The sequence below is a fragment of the Trichocoleus sp. ST-U1 genome (assembly GCF_039961835.1).
In the GTDB taxonomy this organism is placed as follows: domain Bacteria; phylum Cyanobacteriota; class Cyanobacteriia; order Cyanobacteriales; family FACHB-T130; genus FACHB-T130.
In genome coordinates, this window is sequence record NZ_JAMPJZ010000014.1 from 82,389 (window position 1) to 97,625 (window position 15,237).

At 46.4% G+C, this 15,237-nt stretch carries 14 protein-coding genes; 7 read left to right on the top strand and 7 right to left on the bottom strand.

The annotated features are described in order from the left end of the window. Positions 1–27: 27 nt before the first annotated feature. Positions 28–1,671, bottom strand: coding sequence for an acetolactate synthase large subunit (locus tag NDA06_RS08115; RefSeq protein ID WP_190986695.1), 1,644 nt, complete (start codon positions 1,669–1,671; stop codon positions 28–30). 177 nt (positions 1,672–1,848) lie between these two features. Next, positions 1,849–3,216, bottom strand: a complete 1,368-nt coding sequence (locus tag NDA06_RS08120) for an NAD-dependent succinate-semialdehyde dehydrogenase (protein ID WP_190412699.1) — start codon at positions 3,214–3,216, stop codon at positions 1,849–1,851. Between the two features lie 560 nt (positions 3,217–3,776). Between NDA06_RS08120 and NDA06_RS08125 the strand changes: the two genes are divergently transcribed. Continuing rightward, positions 3,777–4,265: a response regulator gene (locus NDA06_RS08125; RefSeq protein ID WP_190986696.1), complete on the top strand. Its 489-nt coding sequence runs from the start codon at positions 3,777–3,779 to the stop codon at positions 4,263–4,265. On the opposite strand, the gene NDA06_RS08130 is transcribed toward NDA06_RS08125, so the two are convergent. After that, positions 4,243–4,620 (bottom strand): DUF2294 domain-containing protein, encoded by a 378-nt coding sequence (locus NDA06_RS08130; RefSeq protein ID WP_190536260.1) that lies wholly within the window; start codon positions 4,618–4,620, stop codon positions 4,243–4,245. The two genes, NDA06_RS08125 and NDA06_RS08130, sit on opposite strands and share 23 nt — an antisense overlap. Before the next feature lie 686 nt (positions 4,621–5,306). Between NDA06_RS08130 and NDA06_RS08135 the strand changes: the two genes are divergently transcribed. Further along, positions 5,307–5,738, top strand: coding sequence for a response regulator (locus tag NDA06_RS08135; RefSeq protein ID WP_190986697.1), 432 nt, complete (start codon positions 5,307–5,309; stop codon positions 5,736–5,738). 190 nt (positions 5,739–5,928) lie between these two features. Here NDA06_RS08135 and NDA06_RS08140 read toward each other — a convergent pair whose 3' ends face one another. Both NDA06_RS08140 and NDA06_RS08145 read right to left on the bottom strand, forming a co-directional pair. Then, positions 5,929–6,297 carry a DUF2294 domain-containing protein gene (locus NDA06_RS08140; RefSeq protein ID WP_190412703.1) on the bottom strand — a complete coding sequence of 123 codons (369 nt, stop codon included), beginning with the start codon at positions 6,295–6,297 and terminating at the stop codon, positions 5,929–5,931. A 124-nt stretch (positions 6,298–6,421) separates the two neighbouring features. Then, positions 6,422–7,480: a zinc-dependent dehydrogenase gene (locus NDA06_RS08145; RefSeq protein ID WP_190412704.1), complete on the bottom strand. Its 1,059-nt coding sequence runs from the start codon at positions 7,478–7,480 to the stop codon at positions 6,422–6,424. A 102-nt stretch (positions 7,481–7,582) separates the two neighbouring features. On the opposite strand from NDA06_RS08145, the gene NDA06_RS08150 reads away from it, so the two are divergent. After that, positions 7,583–9,508, top strand: coding sequence for an FAD-dependent oxidoreductase (locus tag NDA06_RS08150; protein WP_190986698.1), 1,926 nt, complete (start codon positions 7,583–7,585; stop codon positions 9,506–9,508). A gap of 144 nt (positions 9,509–9,652) precedes the next feature. Here the strand turns inward: NDA06_RS08150 and NDA06_RS08155 are convergent, their stop codons facing one another. After that, positions 9,653–9,832: a hypothetical protein gene (locus NDA06_RS08155; protein ID WP_190986699.1), complete on the bottom strand. Its 180-nt coding sequence runs from the start codon at positions 9,830–9,832 to the stop codon at positions 9,653–9,655. Between the two features lie 381 nt (positions 9,833–10,213). Here NDA06_RS08155 and hetR point away from each other — a divergent pair, with 381 nt between their 5' ends. The 4 genes from hetR to nirD all read left to right on the top strand — a co-directional run bounded on the left by hetR (position 10,214) and on the right by nirD (position 14,913). After that, positions 10,214–11,113 carry a heterocyst differentiation master regulator HetR gene (gene hetR, locus NDA06_RS08160; RefSeq protein WP_190412890.1) on the top strand — a complete coding sequence of 300 codons (900 nt, stop codon included), beginning with the start codon at positions 10,214–10,216 and terminating at the stop codon, positions 11,111–11,113. A gap of 357 nt (positions 11,114–11,470) precedes the next feature. After that, the gene (gene nirB, locus NDA06_RS08165; RefSeq protein WP_190986700.1) at positions 11,471–14,014 is read left to right on the top strand and encodes a nitrite reductase large subunit NirB; all 2,544 of its coding nucleotides are present in this window, start codon (positions 11,471–11,473) and stop codon (positions 14,012–14,014) included. Positions 14,015–14,058: 44 nt separating this feature from the next. Continuing rightward, positions 14,059–14,484 carry a hypothetical protein gene (locus NDA06_RS08170; protein ID WP_190412708.1) on the top strand — a complete coding sequence of 142 codons (426 nt, stop codon included), beginning with the start codon at positions 14,059–14,061 and terminating at the stop codon, positions 14,482–14,484. A gap of 66 nt (positions 14,485–14,550) precedes the next feature. Then, positions 14,551–14,913 carry a nitrite reductase small subunit NirD gene (gene nirD, locus NDA06_RS08175; protein WP_190412709.1) on the top strand — a complete coding sequence of 121 codons (363 nt, stop codon included), beginning with the start codon at positions 14,551–14,553 and terminating at the stop codon, positions 14,911–14,913. Between the two features lie 162 nt (positions 14,914–15,075). Here nirD and NDA06_RS08180 read toward each other — a convergent pair. After that, a partial coding sequence (locus NDA06_RS08180; RefSeq protein ID WP_190985828.1) for a transposase occupies positions 15,076–15,237 on the bottom strand: 162 nt, incomplete at its 5' end.

Sequence of the window (15,237 nt, forward strand, 5' to 3'; positions counted from 1 at the left end):
TAATCACTCATGACTGATGACTCATGATTATTCCCAAATCTTGCAACTCAAATCGCCAGCCTTTTGGGTGAGGCGGAAGTTTTCGCGGTAATCTACTGGACAATCAATCACCGAGGGAACTTCCTGTTCTAGGGCAGTTTTCAAGGTTGGAATTAGATCCGCTGCGGATTCAACCCGGTAGCCTTTAAGCCCCATACTTTCTGCCAATTTGACAAAATCAGGATTGCTAAAATGGACAAACGCAGATTCGCCAAAGTGATTGTGTTGCTTCCACTCAATCAAGCCATAGCCCCCATCATTAAAGATTAGGGTGACAAAGGCAGTGCCAACCCGAAGAGCAGTTTCCAATTCCTGGCAATTCATCATAAAGCCGCCATCACCCGTGACGGCGATGACTTTTTTCTGGGGAGAAACTAACTTGGCGGCTAAGGCACCTGGAATGGCGATACCCATTGCAGCAAAGCCATTAGAGATGATGCAGGTATTTGGGCGATCGCAATGATAGTGACGGGCGATCCACATTTTGTGCGCCCCGACATCTGAAATCACAATATCTTCTGGCCCCATGACTTGCCGCAAGTCATAAATTATTTTCTGCGGCTTAATGGGAAACCCATCGTCATTGGCATACTCTTCATAATCCGCCCGGATATCTGCCCGTAATTGCAAGGCATAAGGATCGGGTTTGCCTTGCCGGTCAGCTCGGTCTAAAATTTCCCGTAGCGAGTCGGAAATATCCCCCACCACTTCCACTAGGGGAATATAGCTGCTATCAATTTCTGCTGATATATCCCCAATGTGGATAATCGGAATCTCACCGAGGGGATTCCACTTTTTGGGGGAATATTCAATCAAGTCGTAACCGATTGCAATCACCAGATCCGTTTTGTCAAAAGCACAGCTGATGTGGTCTCGTTGTTGCAATCCTACCGACCACAAGGCGAGGGGATGGGTGTAAGGAATGACTCCTTTGCCCATGAAGGTATTCGCTACGGGAATATTCAGCTTCGTGGCAAATTCGGTCACTGCAACGCTAGCGTCTGCACGAATCGCCCCATTTCCCACCATAATCAAAGGATTTTTTGCCTGGGAGATGGCTTCAGATGCCTGTTCAAGGCTGTGGAAGGCAGCAAAGGTTTTTTCCCCACCATTCTTGTGCAGGGGCTTGCCAGCGGCGGTCATTTCGGCAATGTTTTCCGGCAAATCGATGTGAACTGCCCCAGGTTTTTCGCTCTGAGCAATTTTAAACGCTTTGCGGATAATTTCCGGTGTGTTGCTGGGACGAACAATCTGAGTATTCCATTTGGTGACTGGCTCAAACATTGCCACTAAATCCAGATATTGGTGGGATTCAATGTGCATCCGGTCTGTGCCGACCTGTCCAGTAATTGCCACCAGTGGCGCACCATCCAGGTTCGCATCGGCAACGCCAGTCATCAGGTTGGTGGCACCTGGCCCTAGGGTGGAGAGGCACACTCCGGCTTTTCCGGTCAGGCGTCCGTAGAGATCCGCCATGAAGGCAGCACCTTGTTCGTGGCGGGTAGTAATAAATTTAATCGAAGAGGTTTTTAGGGCTTCCAATATGTCTAGATTTTCTTCGCCAGGAAGCCCGAAAATGTATTCGACTCCTTCATTTTCCAGACAGCGGACTAATAGTTCAGCAGTATTCATTTTTCTTACTCCCCTCTGTATGCTCTTGGCATCTGTAGTGGTTCGTTTCTGTGTAGGGGCCAGATGCGCGGATTGCCCCTATTTAGCCCAATACGGGCGCACGGCTGTCCGCCCGTATTGACATCCCCATCCCGCAAGTGGGATGGGATTTAATTCATCGTTAGAATGCACCACCGCTTATTTCACCCACACGGTTTTGATGTTGACAAACTCGTGAATTCCCTCTTTGCTTAACTCGCGTCCGTATCCGGAACGCTTGATACCGCCAAAGGGGAGACGGGGATCGGATTTAACCATGCCGTTAATAAACACGGCACCCGCTTCGAGTTCTTCAATCAAGCGATCGCGTTCTGCCTCTACTTGAGTCCAAGCACTAGCACCCAGTCCAAAGGGCGAGGCATTGGCAAGCGCGATCGCGGCGTTGATATCTGGCACTCGGAATAGCAGCGCTACGGGACCAAAAAATTCCTCCGCTTCGGCTGGGCTACCGGCTGGGATATCTGTCAAAATTGTCGGCAGATAAAAGTTACCAGGACGGTCAGATAATGGCTGTCCACCTGTGAGAACTTTTGCTCCCAATTTGGCGCTTTCTTGAACTTGCCAATCCAAATCTTTGAGAATCGATGGGGTTGCCAGTGGCCCTATATCGGTTTCCGGATGCATCGGATCGCCGATTTTGAGTGCCTCAAACTTCTCAATCAGGCCTTTTTCAAATTGGTCTGCGATCGCATCCACGACAATGAACCGTTTCGCAGCAATGCAAGATTGACCGTTATTCAGCATTCTGGCACTCACTGCTGTCGCAATGGCTGCATCCAAATCGGCGCTTTCTAGGACAATATACGGGTCGCTTCCGCCCAATTCCAGAACGGTTTTCTTAATTTGTTTCCCGGCGGTGGCGGCGAGGCTCATCCCGGCAGGTTCGCTTCCGGTCAAGGTTGCGGCTTTCACTCGCTCGTCTGTTACAATTGCAGCGACTTTATCTGCTCCCACTAGCAAGGTTTGAAAGACACCTTCTGGGAATCCTGCTTTGTGGAAAATCTCCTCCAGTGCCAATGCACACTGAGGCACGTTAGAGGCGTGCTTGAGTAACCCGACATTTCCCGCCATCAGCGCTGGTGCGGCAAACCGAAACACTTGCCAGAAGGGGAAATTCCAAGGCATGACTGCCAAGATGACGCCTAAAGGCTGATAGCGCACAAAGCTGTGGCTGGCGTCGGTTTGGGCTGGAACATCCGCGAGGAATTCGGGGGCGCGTTCGGCGTAGAAGCGACAGACGAGGGCGCATTTTTCCACTTCTGCGATCGCTGATTTTAAAGTTTTCCCCATTTCTAGGGTCATGATTTTGCCAAAGCGTTCGCGATCGCTCTCTAAAATCTCAGCAGCGGCATTCAGCCAATCTGCCCTTTTTTGCATGGGTGTCTGCCGATACTGTTTAAAGCTTGATTGCGCTAGTGCTAGCTTCGTTTCAATCTCCGTATCTGTTAGTGCCTCAAACGTTTGAAGCGTTTCCCCAGTTGCTGGGTTAATCGTGGCTATACCCATTGCTTCAACCTCCAATGCCTAATTAGGATCGGGGTAGCCCTCAAATCGTGAAGGCTGATTCACCCCATTCATCAACCCGCGCTTTTCTCAAATGCGAACTCCTAGCCGCATCTAAAACGGCATCTACTCTATAGGTCGCATCTGCTTAAAGTTAGTTTCCAGACGCAATTCCTCGCGTCTTATTGCTCCGGTTAATCCCGGGCTAACTCCGGATGATGTGGTACGACTACCAGTCTGCTATCTTGCTACTCCCGAAGATTTCTATTCTAGGTTGCCCTCTAGCCTATGTTTAGTAAGTGCTAAGCATACTTACAAGAATTGTATTTTCTTAACAAATTCTTTAGGTTATTGTAAATTTTATGTACAATAGCAATGTCAATGATAATAAGGCTCCTACTAACTTGGCTCGTCTTTTCCTCTAGCTCGAGCATCGGCTCTCCAACTTAGTAGGTTACACGCGAGCCATTCCATTGCAAGCGCTTCGCCACCGCTTAAGGAGTGCCTCGTCCACTCTTCTGGTGAGGGTGACTGCCAGTCTAGAAATTAGCTGGAAAAAGAGGATGGATGATTTGGAACTTTCCCACCGTACCCGTCAAAATTTTTTGAGCAGTAGCAATCAGTGTCTTACTGCCAAGTTCCCTGTGGTATTGGCAGTCGATGACGATGAAGACAACTTATTATTGCTTGCTTACGTTTTAGAGCCGTTAAATTGCTCAATCATCACAGCAATTGACGGTCATAGTGCTTTTGAAAAGGCACGAACCGAACAGCCAAACCTGATTTTGCTGGATATTATGTTGCCTGACTTAGATGGTCTTCAAATTGTCCGTCAACTCAGGGAAGATCCTGAAACCCGGACAATTCCTGTTATCGCCGTCACGGCGCTGGCAAGGGCGGAAGACAGAGATCGCATTCTCACGGCAGGCTGCAATGACTATATTAGCAAGCCTTACTTGCTGGAGGATCTAGAGGCTGTTGTCCGGCGCAACCTGAGATGGAATCCGTCTCAGGTCGATTCGGTGGAATTCAGTCTGGATTGCGCGTCGTAGGGGTTGCGGCTAAAATCGCAACGGTACTGGTACGACTTGTTTTTAGGGCGGAGTCGATCATCAGATCGATGACTGGGACTTTCACCACTTCCTCAATTAGCTGTTTAAGTTGCAGTTGTAGGACGTGGTTTATATTCTCTCGAACTCTCTGTGCCAGCCTTTGCTGACCGCTTTGTGCCAGAAGTTGTTCGGGTCGAGTAATAGAATCTTCGATAAGAATCGCAATTTTGTCACCCATAAATTGGCAAGTCACCTGACCAGGCTGGTGACTTAGTTGGGCGTGGTAGAAAGCCCGAATTTCCTGTGACAGGGTTCGTTCTAATTCACCACGAGTGGGTTTGATTGTGTCCTGCATAGCGATCGCTCTCAGGAAAGGTAAATTCTTTCACCTTTTTTATTAGACTGTAACAGTGCGAGCAATTTTCCGGACATCTCCTAAAGATAGAGATCCACAACATTGGAAAATTTCAATATTTAGTATCTTGACAAGGTTAGTTGTTAAGAGCTAAATCCCTGATGAGAGTAGAGAGTGCCAATCTTACAAAGTAGGGATAGGGTTCGATTCCCCCAAGTATCCGAAACGGTTTTCAATATATTTGTGATGTTTTGCAGCTAACCAAGAAACGCCAAATGTATTCAAAAATTTAGTTTTTCAACGATTCTTAGCACAGAAGTGTGTATATATCTAGTGCTAAAAGTAACAATGAATATTAATGTTTAAGTTGTGCAGTTTTTTAACTAATTTTTTATAGAATCAGGGGACAAGCAACATCACCACTAGCTTGCTGTGTTCTCTTGCCAAGATGAACTTAAAAGATCAACCTAGTGGGGAAGCTACGAGCCAATCGATTCCAAGCGCCAAAAAATGCCGCCTGGGGAATGCCTCGTAATACCGTTTCACTTTTCCCGCAGCCGATCCCTAAACCCTTGTAAAACAAGGGGCAAACAGGGAATCATTCGTGTACCGTCAATCAAGTGAATGGGTATAACTTGGGCAACCCCTCGGTTGTCCACTTCTGGAGAGGATAGCTTCGTATTTTGATGAGTTCCCCCGAACAACGCTTAAATCTGCACTCTTTCTCAAAACCTGCCTCCCAGGCAAATATCGAATCGCCTCTCATTTTGGTTGTAGAAGACAATGAAGACAACTTGCTACTCATGAGCGAAGTGCTGCTCGCTCTTGACTGCTCATTTATTACGACAAAGGAGGGTCGGGCAGCTTTATTTATGGCGCAACAAAATCAGCCAAAGCTGATTTTGTTGGATATTCTTCTACCTGACATCCACGGCGTAGAAGTTGTGCGTTCTCTAAAACAGAACCCCGAAACGATGAAGATCCCCATTGTTGCTGTGACGGCTTTGGCAAGAGCAGAAGACCGGGAAGGTCTTCTGTTTGCAGGCTGCAATGACTACATTAGCAAGCCTTATGTCATTGATGAGTTAGAAGCTCTCATCGATCGCTATCTCAATTAATTTAAATAAATAAATCTAGATTTATAGATTGAGTCATCAATTGAAAATGGTTGTTTGTTAGTTGTTATAGAGAGACGGGATGCCGCGATCGCATAAGGATCGGATACACCCTAAAAACTGAAAAAGGCTGCTGAGTGCAAACCATCAATATAAATCTATGCTGAGCTAGATACTTAGCAGAGAAGGGGGATTAATTACGAACTTTAGGGGCGTTTGCTAATACAGCAATCGTACCAGTACGACCTGTGTCTACTTTGGCATCGCTGAGCAGGTCAATCACGGATACGCCAACCACTTCCTCAATTAGCGCTTTCAGTTTTGGCTCAAGTGCTTTTTCTAAATCTGTCCTTACTTGCTCAGCCAGCTCTTCTTGACCACTATTTGCTAAAAGTTGTTCTGGTGCCGTGATGGCATTTTCTAGAATAATCGCAATTTTTTCATCAAAAATTTGACAGGTAATTTGACTAGGTTGATGCCCCAGTTGATCCCGGTATAAAGCTTGGATGCGTTGCGATAGAGTTCTTTCTAGTTGTCCGCGCGTCGGAGAGGAAGTATCCATACTTTAAAGATTTTAAAAAAATTCTATCATCAGATAGATGATAAATCTATCTGGTTGCCCTGTCAAAATCTTTAAAAAAAGACTCTCTAAAAGAGAGTTAAATGAAGACAGACTGTTACTAAAATCACTCGGCTGTTTGGGGATAGATGAGAATTTTGTAAGTTTCGGGGGTGGGAGCGATCGCTTGTTCCACAGCAGCAGCTAAATTTTGCAAAGGATAGCGATCGCTAATTAATGCTTCCACATCAATTCGCTGGTTGAATACAATATCTGCTGCCAAATTTTGTATCCGGTAAGAAGAACTATAGCTACCCATTAAATCAATTTCTCGGCGGTAGAGAATATTTGGATTAATCGGGATTTCTACTTCATCAGGAAACTCAGCAAAAAATAAAATTTTACCGCCCCGACGGGTACAATCGAGGGCTTGGAAAAAAGCTTTGTCACTGGGAACTGCAAGCAAAGTCGTATCCACTCCCAATCCGCCAGTAAGCGCTTTAATTTTAGTTGATAAATCCGGGTCGCGGGGATCGAATGCAGCTTCTGCCCCCACGCTCAAAGCTTTCTCAATCCGAGAAGGAATTAAGTCAGTCGCGATCGCTCTGGCTCCGAAATACTTCACCAGCATGATAAACATTAGCCCAATTGGGCCAGCACCTGTAATCAAAACGGTTTGACCAGGAGCAACCTGGGCTTTTTTAACTGCTTTTAGACAGCAATTTGTCGGCTCCACAAAACTCGCTTGCTCAAAGCTGACATTGTCAGGAATGGGAATTAATCCGCCACTGCGGACAATGTGACCGGGCACTTTCACATAATCTGCAAAACCGCCGCCACTGGGAGTAAATCCAGCCGTGGTCGTGACGTTTTTGTAAACATCGCACATCGAGAAGTTGTCGTTGAGGCAATAATCGCAGCGCATACAAGGAATATGGTGCATAACCACAACTCGCTGCCCAATCTGCCAGCCAGTCACTTCGCTTCCCACAGAAGTAATTACTCCAGCAGTTTCATGACCAAAAATGCGCGGTGGCTGGTAGAGAGGATAGCGAATTTTCTTGATGTCAGACTGACACAATCCCACAACCTTTACTTGTACCAAGACTTCATCGGGTGCAATTTCCGGCGTCGGCACTTCTTCGTAACTGAGCTGATTGACGCCTCTGAATACTTGTGCTTTCATGCTTTTCCTTAAACGATGGACTTTATACTTTCGATAGCCGATTGTTTATAGCTAATTGTCTATTGTTCGCGATCGATTGTCTATTCTGAAACGGAATTGCTGATGAATGAATTAATAGAAGTAGATGTCTTGGTTGTGGGAGGCGGAACGGGAGGAACCGCAGCTGCGATACAAGCTGCCCGTCGCGGTGCCAAGACAATGCTGGTGAGTGAATTTACCTGGCTGGGGGGAATGCTCACCTCAGCGGGGGTTGCTGCCCCGGATGGTAATGAACTTGCTGCCTTTCAGACGGGGCTTTGGGGTGAGTTTTTAGGGGAATTGCGTTCTCGGCAAATGGGAGGCTTAAACAATAGTTGGGTGAGTCTGTTTAGTTACGATCCCCGGATTGGTGCCCAAATATTTGCTGATTGGGTACGAGAATTGCCAAATCTAGACTGGGTTGCGGGGCAAGTGCCCTTAGAGGTTTTGCGAACAGGCGATCGCATCCTTGGGGTTCGATTTGCCGATTTCACCGTTCAATCCAAAATTACCCTAGATGGCACCGAACTGGGAGACTTGTTGCCTCTAGCATCTGTGCCGTATCGCTGGGGATGGGAATTGCAATCAGAGTTTGGCGAACCCAGCGCCCCGCTTTCTCCCAATGAATTGACTCAGCGATACCCAGTGCAGGCTCCCACTTGGGTGGCAATTATGCAAGATTTTGGTGAGGAAGCAAGTGCGCCGGAAATTCCCCCTCCTCCTTCATCTTTTATCCTTCCTCCTTCATCCTTCCAAGGTAGCTGGGATCGCTACGGTTGGGAGAAGTTTCTCAATTATGGGCGTTTACCGGGGAATCTTTTCATGATCAATTGGCCCCTATGCGGCAATGACTATGGGGAAGGAGTGGGGCGTCTGATAGAGTCGGAGGCGGCGTGGCATCAATTTCTTCAAGAGAGTCTGTGGCACACTCAAAGCTTTGTCCGCTTTATTCAAACTAAGCTGGGGCGGCGTTACGGCTTAGCAACTCAAATCTTTCCCTCACGCTTGACTCCCAAACTCAATCAAAACTCAATCAAAACTCAAAACTCTCTCGGTGGAGGTGGTTACGCTCTACACCCTTACTTTCGAGAGAGCAGACGCCTTGTGGGACTCGCGACCGTGCGAGAGCAGGATATCTTGCCAGTGGCGGGGGGAAGGGTCGCACCAATATCTGTGGATGCGGCTGGGGAGGTGAATGCGATCGCCCTCGGCAACTACCCCAACGACCACCATTACCCTAACTACAACTTTCTTGTTAAACCAAAATCAATTCGCTGGGGTGGACGCTGGACTGGCACTCCTTTCACCCTTCCCTACACTTGTCTAATTCCAGAGTCTGTGGATGGACTGCTGGTTTGCGAAAAAAATATCTCCGTCTCCCATATTGCCAACGGTTCCACCCGGTTACAGCCCATCGTCATGAATATTGGTCAGGCGGCGGGAATGGCGGCGGCGCTTTGCGTGCAGCGAAGTTGTCAACCCAGAGATTTACCTGTCCGAGTCCTGCAAGAAGCATTGTTACAAGATGAGCGATCGCCAGCAGCAATTTTCCCTCTGTTCAATTTACCGCGCGATCGCACCGACTGGCTGCACAGGCAACGGGATTACTTAGATCGCCCTGACACCTATCCCTCCAATGGCAACTGCCCTTACCTGGAACCCCAGACGCCACAGAATTCAAAATATATGGGCAATCCCTCACCCTTTACAAAACAGAGAGATGGGGAAGAGGTTGGGGGAAGCCTTGAAGAATCCGCTTCAAACTCAGCACTCTTCTGTGGTGTATTCAAGCGCCATGCCGAGCAAGATTACACCTTTACTTTAAAGGAGCCAGCTGCTGGGGAAGAGCAAACCTGGATAGCAATCGCCTTGTGCCCAGAAGTAGACCGAGAACTCCAAACCTACGTCGATCGGCAGATGCTCTCTGTGCGGGGGTATCTCAATCAATCGGGCAAATGGTTGATTGTGGAAAAAATTATTGCTCCTGGGAGCGATCGCACCCATTTTTGAGCCTTAGGCATCGTACCTCTAACCTCAAAAAAAAGCAGAACTCGATCGGAACCAACTAAGCTCTAACCGAAGTTTTTCCTGGTTGACGATCAAGAACTCCGTATCAGGGACTATAACCCTGACACGGACATCTGCTATGCGCCCTTACACCTCTATCATGTTGTTGAGCTTACTATCAATCTCTTCAGGTAATTTCTTAGAAATCGAGTCCGCCTCCGCCAAGCAACTGCCATCCACGTCTTCCGAGCTAGCTGTATCGCTGAAACGTGGGAACGAACCGTCTCCGGATAAAGGAACCGGACGCCGAGATGCGTTTGCGCCCAAATATATCGCTCCTGTCTAAAATTATCCTCTATTTAGCCAAATCCGAACAACTCATCGATCCGCTTTTCACTTTGCGACTAAGGTCGATGAAAGCCAATTTCAAGGCAGCAAACTAAGCTCTAGCAGGTTTGTGCCGGTGTACTTGGGGCACTATTTGTCTAATTTTGCCTGTCACGGAGAATTTATTCCCTGACAAAAGCTATATATTAGGCCGTCCTTTTCTATAATTAGAGATTATTTACGTTCATGCTATCGGGGTGCTTAGAGTTCAATAGTTTCAGCGAGTGAATTGAACTCACTGCAAATGTGGAAACATAAGCTTTTCACCATTTTCACCAAGGAACCAGTGTTTTGTCCCCTTGCGATGCGATCACCCCTGATATGAGCAACGACCTGGATCTGATCAAAAGCCTTAGCCCCGGTGCGATGGATCAGATCATGTTTTATCTGGCCTTTAGTGCGATGAGAACCGGCGGGCACCGACACGGAGCCTTCCTGGATGCTGCTGCCACGGCAGCAAAGTGTGCGATTTACATGACTTATTTGGAGCAGGGTCAAAATATCCGGATGACGGGGCACCTGCACCACATTGAGCCGAAGCGAGTCAAAGTCATCGTCGAGGAAGTTCGGCAAGCGCTGACCGAAGGGAAACTGCTGAAGATGCTGGGTTCCCAAGAACCTCGGTATTTAATTCAGTTTCCCTATGTTTGGATGGAGCAGTTTCCGTGGCAACCGGGGCGATCGCGCATCTATAGCACCAACCTGACCGCTGACGAAAAGCGATACCTTGAGGAAAAACTGCCAAATAATCTGCCGGATGCCCAGCTAATCAACGCTTTTCAGTTTCTAGAATTAATTGAATTTCTCCACAGTCGTTCCCAGGAAGACTTGCCAGAAGAACGCCGCATTCCTCTAAGCGAAGCATTCGCCGAACACATCAAGCGGCGCTTAATCTATTCCGGTACAGTGACGCGAATTGATTCTCCTTGGGGATTGCCCTTCTACGCCCTCACCCGTGCTTCCTACTCACCCGCTGAGGACGAAGAACGCACTTATATCATGATTGAGGATACTGCCCGCTACTTCCGACTTATGAAAGATTGGGCAGACCGACAGCTAAATGTGATGCGGATACTAGAGGAACTCGATATTCCACCGGATCGCATTGAGGCAGCCATGCAAGAACTGGATATGGTCATTCGGGATTGGGCAGATAAATATCACCGCGCCGATGGTCAGCCAGTGCTTCTACAAATGGTTTTTGGCCCTAAAGAAGAATAAAACACTTAACTTACATTTTCGTTGAGCAGGGTGGGCATTGCCCGCCCTGCTTCAGTTAGAAGCTACGTCGGTAAAATTTTTGCCTTAAATCGGGGAAAAATTAACTTAGCCTTGTGTAGGCATTGCCCCAATAGTTTGATGCTGAATGCGGGGTTCTACAAACAAATTTGAAATGAGTATTGCTGCTCAATTGACCCACATTTGTATAAAGTTTTCACTCCTCATGCAAAAACACAATCGGGATCATTCGCACACTGCATAGCCAAACAGTTTAGTGTAACAATTTTTACAAACTTACTTTTAAATCTTTTATAGGACTAATTAAGAAGATTGTAAAAATAGGCGTTATAAAACTGCATGACCGGCAAAAAGAATCTTATTGTTATCGGCAACGGTATGGTAGGACACAAGTTTCTAGAACTGATGATCGCTAAAGGAGCGACGCAGGAATGGAACTTGATCGCATTTTGCGAAGAGCCTCGTGTTGCTTACGATCGGGTTAATTTGAGTGGTTTCTTTTCAGGCAAAACTGCGGCAGATTTATCGTTAGTTCAACCGGGTTTGTACCAAGAAAATGGAGTTGAAATCCATATCGGTGATAAGGCAGTTGCGATTAACTGGGAAGAAAAAACAGTTACATCAGCGAATGGGATAACAATTGCCTATGACAAAATTGTTCTGGCAACAGGCTCCTATCCTTTTGTACCGCCAATTAAAGGGAATGATGCGAAAGGTAATTTTGTCTACCGGACAATAGATGACCTTGAGGCAATGTCATCCTATGCGAAAAATTGCCAAACTGGTGTCGTTGTTGGGGGTGGATTATTAGGTTTGGAATGTGCGAACGCTCTCAAAAATATGGGTTTAAAAACCCATGTTGTTGAGTTCGCACCCAGATTAATGCCACTACAAATTGATGATGTCGGTGGCAACATCCTTCGCAACAAGATAGAAGAACTTGGGGTTTCGATTCATACTAATAAATCTACAACGGAAATTGTCAGCATTGATGGCAAGGTTACTAAAATGACCTTTGCTGATGGTGAAGAGTTAGAGACAGATATGATTGTCTTTTCTGCGGGAATTCGCCCTCGCGATGAAATCGCGAGAGGATGTGGATTAGCAGTAGGCGATCGCGGCGGGATCGTTATCAACGATTCTTGCCAAACTTCAGATCCAAATATTTATGCCATTGGAGAATGCGCCCTCTATCAAAATCGTATCTACGGCTTAGTCGCTCCTGGCTATACAATGGCAAGCGTAGCGGCAGATATCCTGAGCAAAACAGCGACGAGCAGCTTTACCGGCGCGGATATGTCCACAAAGCTCAAATTGTTGGGAGTGGATGTTGCCAGTTTCGGGGATGCCTTTGCCAAATCTCCCGGCGCTAAAGAAATTGCCGTTACTGATACCATCCAAGGTGTTTACAAAAAACTGGTTTTAAATGAAGGTGGTAGCCATCTTTTAGGCGGAATTCTGGTAGGAGATGCTTCAGCTTACGGTACGCTGCTGCAATTTGTCCAGAATGCGATCGCCCTCCCGCCTCATCCAGAAGATTTGCTGATGCCACCCCGCGAAGGCAAGTCTGCCACAGTCGGTATGGGTGTGGAGAGTTTACCAGATACTGCCCAAATTTGCTCTTGCAATAATGTCAGCAAAGAGCAAATTTGTAGCGCTATCCAAGCAGGGAAACTCACCGATATTGCCAGTGTCAAGAAATGCACTCAAGCGGGGACAGGTTGCGGCGGTTGCGTGCCACTGGTGACAGATATCCTCAAAGCTGAGATGAAGAAAGCCGGGATAGAGGTAAAAAATCATCTCTGCGAACACTTCGCCTATTCCCGTCAAGAACTTTATCACTTAGTACGTTCTCAAAAAATCCTTACTTTTGAAGATTTAATTCAAAAACATGGAAAAGGTAAGGGTTGTGAAATTTGTAAGCCTGCTGTAGCCTCTATTCTCGCTTCTACTTGGAACGAGTATATTTTGGAAATGCCTCACGTTGGGTTGCAGGATACCAATGATTATTACTTGGCAAATATTCAGAAGGATGGAACTTATTCAGTAATCCCCAGAGTTCCTGGTGGTGAACTAACGCCAGATCAGCTGATTGTGTTGGGACTCGTTGCTAAAGATTTTGGTCTTTATACCAAAATTACAGGTGGACAACGGATCGATTTATTAGGTGCGCGGGTAGATCAATTACCCCGAATTTGGCAGCGACTGATAGATGCTGGATTTGAATCGGGACACGCTTATGGGAAGGCACTCCGCACGGTCAAATCTTGTGTAGGTAGCACCTGGTGCCGCTTTGGGGTGCAGGATTCAACCAGTTTGGCGATTGAAATCGAACTGCGATATCGAGGCTTGCGATCGCCCCACAAATTAAAATCAGCTGTATCGGGTTGTACCCGCGAATGTGCCGAAGCTCAAAGCAAGGATTTTGGGATCATTGCTACCGAAAATGGCTGGAATTTATATGTATGTGGCAATGGTGGAATGAAGCCACAACACGCAGTTTTGTTAGCAACAGATATTGACAAGGAAACGCTGATTAAATATTTGGATCGGTTCTTGATGTTCTATATTCGCACCGCGAATCGACTAGAACGCACTGCAACTTGGTTCAATAAGCTGGAAGGAGGCATCGAGTACCTGAAGCAGGTAGTTATTGAAGATTCTCTGGGCATTTGTGCTGAATTAGAATCAGAAATGCAGCATCTTGTCAATACCTATCAGTGTGAGTGGAAAGCCACAATTGAAGATCCAGAAAAAGTGAAGCGATTCCGTCACTTTGTCAATTCTGACCAACCCGATCCTGGTTTAGTTCATGTAGAGGAACGGGGGCAAAAACGTCCAGCTTATGACCACGAGAAGGTTTTAGTTGGTATTTCCGAATAAGCTGACTGTTGCTCTGGTGCATTACCTACAGTTTAAAAAAACTGATGTTATTTCAAGTAGGAAAAACATACACACGCTATCAAATTCATTCTGCATTGGGTGGAGAACTCCAAACTTATCTTCCTCAGCGTGCTGGAAAGATTGTGTGTGGATGTTTTAAGCCTACCCTGGACTCAAAAGCTCCTGATGAAGTTTTGGTAGAAGATTCACCAAAAGTAAAACAGAAAGCTGAGATACTCTGCCAACAAGGAGGTGCTATTCCAGTGTTCCTCAAGCTACATCGAGCTAGGTGGAAGTATATAGGAATGTTTCGTGTCAAGAAACATTCCGTTGACCTAGAAGAAATTAGGCGTAAGCAGCAGGAATCAGGCAGAAATAACATTGCAGCCGTGCTGTATTTGGAACCTGTGTTAAGCGAACTATGCAGTACGGTTCAAATAACCAAAGAGCGAGTTTTTGAGTTAGTTTGACTTGCTGCAATGTGTTGAATTTTTCAAGCTAGGCTACACCAATCCGTTAATCAATAGGAAAAGAAAATGGTTCAAGCATTACCGATTCGTCAGACAATTTCTACATGGGTTGATATTTGTCCGCTGTCAGCGATCGCGCCCAACACTGGGGTTTGTGCTTTAGTTGAAGATCAACAGGTGGCAATTTTCCGCGTGGGACAAGAAACTGATGTATTTGCGCTAGGCAATTACGATCCCTTTAGTAAAGCGTTTGTCTTGTCGCGGGGAATTTTAGGCGATCGCAATGGTATTCCCAAAGTTGCATCCCCCATCTACAAGCAAAATTTTAACTTGCTGACCGGAGAATGCTTAGACGATGAAACCGTAAGCGTTCCTACTTTTCCTGTAAGAGTGGTGGAAGATAAAGTGCAGGTAGCTATTAGCGAATAACTACTGCTACATTTCATCAAAGAACCCGGTTTCAGAAGAGAAACCGGGTTTTTTAATAGGGATACTACTATATATACAGCTAATGAAAAGGAGTTCTCCTATGCAGCCTACGGTAACTAATGGAGTGCGTTGGGCTACTACAGATATCAACCTCTTAAGTGCTTAAGCAAAATTAATTACATATTCGGTTCCGACTTTTTTTAGCACATTTTTGACATACTTTACTAAACTTTTCCAGTCCCGATAAGCCTCTATCTCTATCCATTCATATTTCATAAACTTCCATAAGATTTCAATTAAGTTGAGTTCGGGTGAATAAGGGGG